Consider the following 8,591-nt stretch of genomic DNA (forward strand, 5'->3'; position numbering starts at 1 on the left):
ATTCAGGCGTTCCCTGACGTGTGAGGCTCTGAAGTTCATAAGTCGAGAGTATACCGTCGTCGTCAATAACTGGAGAAATTTAAGCCGTTGCTAGGCCGAATCGCGCCGCCAAACCGCGGCGCTGTTCAGTGCGCCGCGATCGCGGGAGAAGGGCTGGCGGTTGGCAACGTCGCGGGGGCTGGCGGTAAGGCGGCGGAGAAGTATTTCCTTGACGCGCTGGGTGATAAGTGTCGTTGGAAGCGGCAACGACCGGCGGCGGCGTGATGATGAAGTCGTCAGAGATAAATGCTCTGTTTGCTCGAACGCTCATGGGCGATCACGAAGACGCACTAGCTTGGCGTGCTTTCGGAACAGAAGCGCAATCCTGAATCGCGCGCGAAACGCGCGCTGGACAAGGTCCCTCACCTTAAATCCTCTCCCCACGGGAGAGGGGAAGAGCGCTGAGCCGAGTTTTGTGAAGGTCACCTGCAAGTAGAAAGACGTTCGCGACTGGACCGCTGCAGATTGCAGATCCGCTCTCGCGGACAGGTTCAAGATCGCAAGGTAAGAGAGACCTATTTTCCTTGACGCGCCGGATGATAAATGTCGTGGCATGGCGCGACTTATCAAGGGACTCGATACCAAGCTGATTCATGCCGGGGAGCCGGAGCCGTTGATTGGCGGCGCGGTCACGATGCCGATTTTTCAATCCTCGACGTATGAGTACGCGGGGCAGACCAGCTATCACGACCTGCGCTACATCCGGCTGAACAACACTCCCAATCACGCGGTGCTGCACGCCAAGCTCGCGGCGCTAGAGAACGCCGAGGCGGCGCTGGTCGCGGGCAGCGGGATGGCGGCGATATCGGCGGCTCTCTTCACAGTGCTGGCCGGCGGTGGGCATCTGATTGCGCAGGACTGCGTTTACGGCGGCACGCACGATCTGTTCGTCGACGAGTTCCCGCGCTTCGGGCTGTCGGTGGATTTTATCGACGGTGACGAGCCCGCCACCTGGCGCGAAGCGATTCGGCCCAACACCAAGGCAATCTACCTCGAGTCGATGTCGAATCCGTTGCTGCAAGTGAGCGACTTGCAGGCGGCGGTGGATTTCGCGGCCGCTAATGGGCTCATCTCGATCATCGACAACACGTTCGCGAGCCCGATTAATTTTCGTCCCGCGGAAATCGGCTTCGACCTTTCAATTCATAGCGGCACCAAGTACTTGAACGGCCATACCGATATCGTTGCGGGCGCCGTAATTGGACGCGCGGACCTGGTCGAGAGTATCAAGCATACGCAGAACCATCTTGGCGGGAGCCTCGATCCGCACGCGTGCTTTTTGCTGCATCGCGGGATGAAGACGCTCGCGGTGCGGGTGCGTCATCAGAATGAAAGTGCGCTCAAGATTGCGCGATGGCTCGAGCAGCATCGCGCGGTCGCGCGGGTGAACTATCCCGGCCTCGAGAGCCACTCGAATCATCTGCGCGCATGCGAGCTGTTCGACGGCTTCGGCGGGGTGCTGAGCTTCGAGCTGGAGGGCGGACTCGAAGCGGCTGTCCGCTTCATGGAGCGGGTGACGATACCGATCAGCGCGCCGAGTCTGGGCGGCGTCGAGACATTGATTACGCGACCGTCAACCACGTCACATTCGGGAATGTCGACGACGGAGCGCGCGCGGGCGGGAATCGGCGACGGGCTCATCCGGCTGTCGGTGGGGCTGGAGTCGAGCGACGACCTGATCGAGGATTTTGAGACCGCACTGAATGACTGAGTGCCGCGTTCGCGGCCAACTCATTTTGGGACACTCTTCGCGACACCGCAAAATTTCGAACATCGAAGCCAGCATCAGACGGCGATAGCAAATCGTTGCCATGCTTTGTGAGGGCATTGGACTTGCTAATGGGGTGTGGGCCATCAGATTGATCCGTTCGCCGAGGATGTGGGCCGTGCTGACACCCGTTATTCGTCCAACGGCACTGCTGCGTCTGCCATCCCTGACGCAGTTCCCAGGGTAGTCGATAGTAAGCACAACGAACCCGCGCGGGTTCACGCCGCGGCGACGACGTGGCGATGGATGACGACGGCGACCTCGGATTCATCGCGCCGACGCTTCGCGCGAGCACGTTGGCGCTGGTGGCTTTTCAAATCGCGTACCTGGTGCTTGACCGCCTCGAATATCCGCTGAGGTTCGCGCAGAGCTGCCCGCTTCACCTCGCGAGCATCGCGGTAGCCGTGCTTGCTTTCACAGTCACGCTGTCGCCAGGTGCGCTGCGCTATTGGCGCGGGTTCTCGATCGCAGTCTTTGCGTTGACTATCGCGTGCGCGGTCTGGATTGGCGGACCTTGACCGCGATGGCGACGTGCTGGTGGCGATGATCGTTTTGTTTTTCTTTGGCGGGGGCGCGTTGCTTCCGTGGAGTCCGCGCAGGCAGGTGGCGGTCGAGGCAATCGGAATGCTGGCGTTGTTGGAATACTCGATGAGGGTGGGGACTCCTGGTTGCCGCCTCGCGATCGCCTGGATGACGGTCGTGACCGCGGCGGTGTTGTCGCAGCTGAGTTCGGTCCAGGGCGAGCGACATCGCCGGAAACGGATGGAGCAACTGGCAGCGCTAACCGAACACTATCGACTACTCCGCCATGAAATGGCCCTGCGCGCCGAAGTCGCGCTGGCACGAGAAGGCGACCACACCAAACTGCAGGCGAGCGAGTCGATGCTGCGCAAGGTGTTCGAGGCGTCACCGGACAATATCGCGATCAACAGCCTGGTCGACGGACGTTTCATCGCGGTCAACGACACTTACGAAGTGGCAGGCTACACCCGCGACGATGTGATGGGGAGCGACGTGATCGCGCTCAGGATGTGGCGGCACGAAGCGCAACTGAGTCTGTTTGTCGAGACGCTGCGCCGAACCGGCCACGTCAAAAACATGGACGTCACGCAGCGTCCCAAAAATGGCGGCGTCGACCAGACCCATCTCATCTCGGCCTCGGCCACGGAAGTGAATGGAGAGCCGTGTGTAATTTCGATGATCAGGGACATCACCGAGATAAAGCAGGCCGAGACCAACCTGCGGGCGAGTCATGCGGCCTTGCGCAAGATCTTCGACGCGACGCTGGACATTATCGTGGTGACGCGGCTGTCCGACGGCAGCTACATCGATTTCAATCAGCAATTCGAGCGGATTGGTTATGGACAACAAGAACTCGACGATTCGCGCATGGGCAAGCGCCAGCTTTGGGCTATCGGACGACAGCATCAGGAGTTTCGCAACCGGATCGTCGCTGACGGCGTGGTTCGCAACATGGAGGCGGACTTTCTGAAGCCCGACGGCAGCGTGATGCCGGCGATGGTGTCGGCGGTGCGGGTAGAGCTGAAGGGCGAAGATTGTGTGGTCACGATGGTTCGCGACCTGACGGCGGCGAAGGAAGCGTCGCGCAAGCTCGAGCAGAGCGTGAAGGCGCTGAGCGAGAGCGAAGAGACCTTCCGCAAATTGTTCGACGCAAACCTCGACAGCATGACGCTCGGCGCCATCACGGGAACCTATATCGACGTCAACCAGGAGTTCATCAAGACGACCGGGTACTCGCGCGAAGAGGCCATCGGACACCATTTCACCGATCTGAACATGTGGATTCATCCGGACGAAATGGTTCGCTTCGCCAATCAACTCATGCAGACCGACGAGGTGAGGAATCTCGAGGTGGCGTTCCGGATGAAGGACGGATCGGAGCAGCCGATGTTGCTGTCGGCGGTCAATCTGGATCTCCATGGACAGAAGTGCTGCCTGACAATCTGTCGCGGTATCGCGGACGTCAAGATGACGCAGCGCGAGCTGGTCGCGGCGCGCGAGGCGGCGCTGGCGGCGTCGCGGGCCAAGTCGGAATTCCTGTCGAGCATGTCGCACGAGATTCGCACGCCGATGAACTCGATTCTGGGGATGGCCGATGAGCTGATGGAAACGGCGCTCGATGACGAGCAGCGAAGGTATCTGAGCATGGTTATCAGCAACGGACACGCGCTGCTCGCGCTGATCAACGGCATCCTCGATCTCGCCAAGGTCGAAAGCGGACGAATTAGCTTCGAGATGGTGGAATTCGATCTCAAGGATGTGACTGAGAAGGTGATCGAGACGCTGGCAGTTCGCGCGCATGAGAAGGGCCTCGAGCTGATGGTGCGGTTTGCGCCGGAGCTCCCCGAGCTGGTGCTTGGGGATCCGTTGAGGCTAAGCCAGATCCTGATCAACCTGATCGGCAACGCCATCAAATTCACTCACCAAGGGCAGGTGCTGGTCGCGGTCGAGCACGATGCGGGCACGACGGCGGCGGGCGCGCTCAAGTTCACGGTGACCGACACCGGAATTGGAATCGCGGCCGACAAGCGTCATCTGCTGTTCCATGCGTTCAGCCAGGCCGACTCTTCGACCTCGCGCAAATACGGCGGGAGCGGGCTCGGACTGGCGATCGTCTCGCGGCTGGTGGCGCTGATGCATGGCACGGTCGAGGTCGCGAGCGAGCCCGGCAAGGGAAGTGCGTTTTCATTCACCGCGCAATTCGGGATGGCGAAACGCATAGCGGAAGAGCGGGCGCGGACATTCGGTGACGCGAGAATAATCGTGGTCGACAGCAACCCCGACAGCCGGTCGATCATTTCGGAACTGTTGATTGGGCAAGGGGCGGAAGTGATCCAGGCGTCGTCCGGAACCGAGGCGATCGCGGAACTTCGGCGCCTCGGATCGCCAGGGAGACGGGTGCAGATCGTACTGATCGACATCGCGAGCCCGCTGCAAAGTGCGTTCAATCTAGCGGAGCGGCTGTTCAGCGAGGGGCCGGGACGGCTCGAGATCGTGATGATGTTGCGCACTGGCGACTTGACCAGCGAGGTCGGACGACTGCGTGCCCTCGGGCTCGACAACTATATCGTTAAGCCGGTGCGGCGCGCGGAGTTATTCGCCGCGGTCATGCGCGCATACGCTGGAGCGCATCGGGAACCTCACGGCGAGAAAGATGCGCCGGCGGCAATCGCGGCGCCACCGGCTTCGGCGCAGATACTCGATCGGCCTTTACAGATTCTGATGGCCGACGATTCGCACGATAACCGCGCGCTGATTCGCGCGTATCTGAAAAAAACTCCTTACCGCCTGGTCGAAGCCGAAGATGGACAAGAGGCGATCGATAAATTTGTCGCCGGGAATTTCGACCTGGTGCTGATGGACATCCAGATGCCGAACGTCGACGGCTACGAAGCGGCCAGCACTATTCGAGTGTGGGAGGTTGCGAACAGCAGGCGGCGCACTCCCATCGTGGCGCTGACGGCGTCGGCGCTGGAAGAAGCGGTGCATCGCACGAGAGAGGCCGGTTGCGACGCGCACATAACCAAGCCGGTGAAAAAATCGACGCTGCTCGACGCGATCCGCGACGCAGTTGAAGGGAGCGCGTCGGATGACGAGGGGGCCGCGGTGGCCAATCTAAAGGAGGAAACATGCCGGACCGAGTAATAGTAGAAGTGGACGAGGATTTGAGCGATCTGATCCCGGGATTTATGGCGCACAAGCGCGCCGACATCAATACGATTTTCGACGCAGTTACGCGCCGCGACTACGCGGAGGTCGGGCGCATCGCGCATCGCGTCAAAGGCGAAGGGGGAAGCTACGGATTCGACACGATGACAGAGATAGGCCGTTCGCTCGAACATGCGGCGGCGACCCGCGACGGCGGGGCAGTCACGACGCTCGCGCGGCAGTTGCTGAGCTACCTCGATCGCGTCGAGGTCGTGTTCCAGCCGGCCAAAGATTAGCGCGCGACGGCTCGCTTGCGCGCGGAGCGATCGCGATGCTAGCGATCGAGGCCGCTTGCTGACATCGATCAATCAAACTCGCGCCCTCTTCTGCACGCTGCTGGCCGCCGCGATCGCGATGTCTTGTGTCGCGATCAAGGCAAGCGCGGCCGACGTCGAGATCCCGCCCGGGGTGGCCGACTATGCGTCCGCGATAGGCGAGTTGAAGACGTCGCGCGGCAAGAGTCCGATCGAGCCGGTGTTCGAGGCCGGCATGCAAGTGAGTCCGCAGATTCAGGCGATCCTGCCCGATCTCAGCGAATCGCAGTACCAGCAAGTGCAGCGTCAGATGCAGGGGTTCATCGTGGTGCGGGAAGCGATAGTAGTTGTGCGTCCCAGCGTCGACTTTTTCAGGTCACTCGCGCGCAAACAGGGCACCAAGGCGGACCGCGCGTTCTTCGACATCTACTCGCGCACCGAGCCGGACGGCAACGGCCCGTTCCCGGCCTACATCCAGCAGCAGACCGAAGAGTCGGGATGCACGCGCTTCGATGGGAAACTGATGGTCGACCTATACCGCGGATGGATGACGTTCCGCACGACCTACCCCGACGCGTACGCATCGGAAGCGCAAGGCGAAATCGACAGCCTCGAGACGGAACTGCTCACAGGCATCTGCAGTTGCGAGGACGCGGGCAAGACCACCGCTGGATTGCAAGCCTTCGTGAAGGCATTCCCGGACCTGCCAATCACGCCAAAGATCAAGACTCGAATCGCGAGGATTCACAGCGGCAAATCAGGTTTCCGCTTCAACTGCCACGCCGGGTGATGATCTTTGTGTCCTGAGCGCTGCGAATCTTACCTCGCCCGTTATTTCACGTGGAGAGGCCGCCGCCAGCAACGCGGCCGGTAGGTGATGGTTCTGCGGTTCAAGCCGCAAGCGCGCAATGTGGAGTTATTTGTTTTGTGTCATTCTGAGCGCAGCGAAGAATCCCGGATCTTTCTCGATGTAAGGCACTTGTACTTCACTTAGGGCTCGCGGAGCTCCGAATCTGACGTTCCATACTTGCAGCATGAACCGCAGAACCCTCACCTACCAGCCGCCGATGCGGCTGGCCTCCTCTCCCGTAGAGTAACGGGAGAGGTATCAGAGGCCGTGGCGGCCCCTTGGACAGAGGTGTGACTTCAACTCGATGCTAGATCTACGCCGTGTTCGCCGAGATTCGCGAGGCTCATGCCTTTGAAGGCGGGCTCCTCGGTGGTCATTGCGGTGAAGATGGCATCCGGCGTGTGCGGGCGGTCGATGCCGTCGAGGGCGTGGCCGAGCCTCGCGATTGCCTCGATGCCTGGGATTGCGTTGCCGGGCGGTGGGAACGCGGCGCTGATTCGTTGCACGCGGCCCTGGAAGTTCGTGAAGCTGCCGTCGAGTTCGGGATACGCAGCGATCGGCCAGACCTGGTTGGCCATCTGGCAGGTTTCGTTGGCGTCTGTAGATAGCACCAGCATGTAGTCGAGCGCGCCGAAACGCCGGACGAATTCCTCTTCGCCCAGTGCGCGGACCAGGTCGGCGCGGAACGCTATCAGCATCTTGAGTTCCCCCGACGCGACCGCCGATGCGAGGCCGTCGAGACCGTCGGCGGAAAGCCCGAGTGCGGCGAGTCCGCGCGTGTTGGGATTTTTATTGGCGCGAATCAGCAAGTCGTCATCGCCGCTGGCGCCGGGTGGTGACCAGCTCAGCATCGCGATTCGGTCCGAGCCGATCGCGCCCTTCATAAACTGTTTCAGCGCGAAGGCTTCCTCGTTAGTCGAAGTCGCGTCGATGACCGCCGCGATCGAATTGGGACCATAGGTGCGCTTGTAATCCGCGATGATCGATGCGGCGCGCCTGACTCCTTCGCCCCACGGCTCGACCACCAGCTGATCCTTCGCCTGCACGAGTGGCGAGGTGAGCCGTGTCTCGGCGTGTAACGTCGGGAAACTGTGACGGCCCTCGTCGCACATCCAGTAGTCATTGACGCCGGGATTGAAGCGCGGCTTGAAGCGGTAGATGCGTCCGCGATGGTGATGGATGTCGATCGCGCATCCCCGCTCGCATCCGCCGCACACCGACGCAGTGCGATGCAGGTACCAGACGCGCATCCGGAAGCGGAATTCCTTTTCGGTAAGCGCGCCGACCGGACAGATGTCGACGACGTTGCCGGCATATTTGTTGTTGACCGGCTGGCCGGGATTGATGTCGATGACGTTGTGATCACCGCGGCCAAAAATCGCGAGCTCATACGTCTTGGTCACTTCGTCGAAGAACCGCGTGCATCGCGCGCACAGGATGCATCGCTCCTGATCGAGCATCACGCCCGAGCCGATGTCGATTGCCTTGCCCTTGTGATTCTTCTCGGGCAGCGGAAAACGCGACGGCTGCTGGTCGTAATCCATGTAGTAGTCTTGCAGCTTGCACTCGCCCGCCTGATCGCACACCGGGCAATCGATAGGATGATTGATCAGCAGGAATTCGAGCACCGCTTTTTGCGCGGTCTTGGTGCGCTCGCTCTTGGTGTGCACCACCATCCCTTCGGCAACCCTGGTGTTGCACGCGATCTGGAGCTTGGGCGCTTTCTCGACTTCGACCAGGCACATCCTGCAATTGCCCGGCACGCTGAGCCCTGGATGATAACAGTAGTGCGGAATCTCGATCCCGGCCTGATCGGCGGCCTTGATCAGGTTGAGGCCGTCGGCGACTTCGATTTCCTTGCCATCGATGGTGAGCTTGGGCATCGGTGCGCTATCCTTCTGATCCTGCCGGTCCTACTGATCCTGCCGGTCCCTGAGGTCTTCCCACACTC

General features: G+C 60.9%; 6 protein-coding genes. 5 read left to right on the top strand and 1 reads right to left on the bottom strand.

Annotation, left to right across the window (positions count from 1 at the left end; all coding sequences use genetic code 11):
* The first annotated feature begins 592 nt into the window (after positions 1-592).
* The 5 genes from WB650_RS16215 to WB650_RS16235 all read left to right on the top strand — a co-directional run bounded on the left by WB650_RS16215 (position 593) and on the right by WB650_RS16235 (position 6,580).
* A complete protein-coding gene (locus tag WB650_RS16215; RefSeq protein WP_422304210.1) occupies positions 593-1,750 on the top strand; it encodes a trans-sulfuration enzyme family protein in 1,158 nt (385 codons plus the stop codon).
* A 299-nt stretch (positions 1,751-2,049) separates the two neighbouring features.
* The gene (locus WB650_RS16220) at positions 2,050-2,325 is read left to right on the top strand and encodes a hypothetical protein (RefSeq protein ID WP_423961210.1); all 276 of its coding nucleotides are present in this window, start codon (positions 2,050-2,052) and stop codon (positions 2,323-2,325) included.
* Positions 2,312-5,473 (top strand): PAS domain S-box protein, encoded by a 3,162-nt coding sequence (locus WB650_RS16225; RefSeq protein WP_423961212.1) that lies wholly within the window; start codon positions 2,312-2,314, stop codon positions 5,471-5,473. Before WB650_RS16220 ends, WB650_RS16225 begins: the two co-directional genes overlap by 14 nt.
* Positions 5,458-5,772 (top strand): Hpt domain-containing protein, encoded by a 315-nt coding sequence (locus tag WB650_RS16230; protein ID WP_422304212.1) that lies wholly within the window; start codon positions 5,458-5,460, stop codon positions 5,770-5,772. The genes WB650_RS16225 and WB650_RS16230 overlap by 16 nt, the downstream gene beginning before the upstream one ends.
* A gap of 55 nt (positions 5,773-5,827) precedes the next feature.
* The gene (locus WB650_RS16235) at positions 5,828-6,580 is read left to right on the top strand and encodes a hypothetical protein (RefSeq protein WP_422304213.1); all 753 of its coding nucleotides are present in this window, start codon (positions 5,828-5,830) and stop codon (positions 6,578-6,580) included.
* A gap of 356 nt (positions 6,581-6,936) precedes the next feature.
* Here the strand turns inward: WB650_RS16235 and WB650_RS16240 are convergent, their stop codons facing one another.
* Positions 6,937-8,523, bottom strand: a complete 1,587-nt coding sequence (locus tag WB650_RS16240; protein WP_423961213.1) for a 2Fe-2S iron-sulfur cluster-binding protein — start codon at positions 8,521-8,523, stop codon at positions 6,937-6,939.
* Positions 8,524-8,591: the final 68 nt, after the last annotated feature.

The organism is Binatus sp. (SeqCode) (assembly GCF_049584895.1).
GTDB lineage: Bacteria > Desulfobacterota > Binatia > Binatales > Binataceae > Binatus.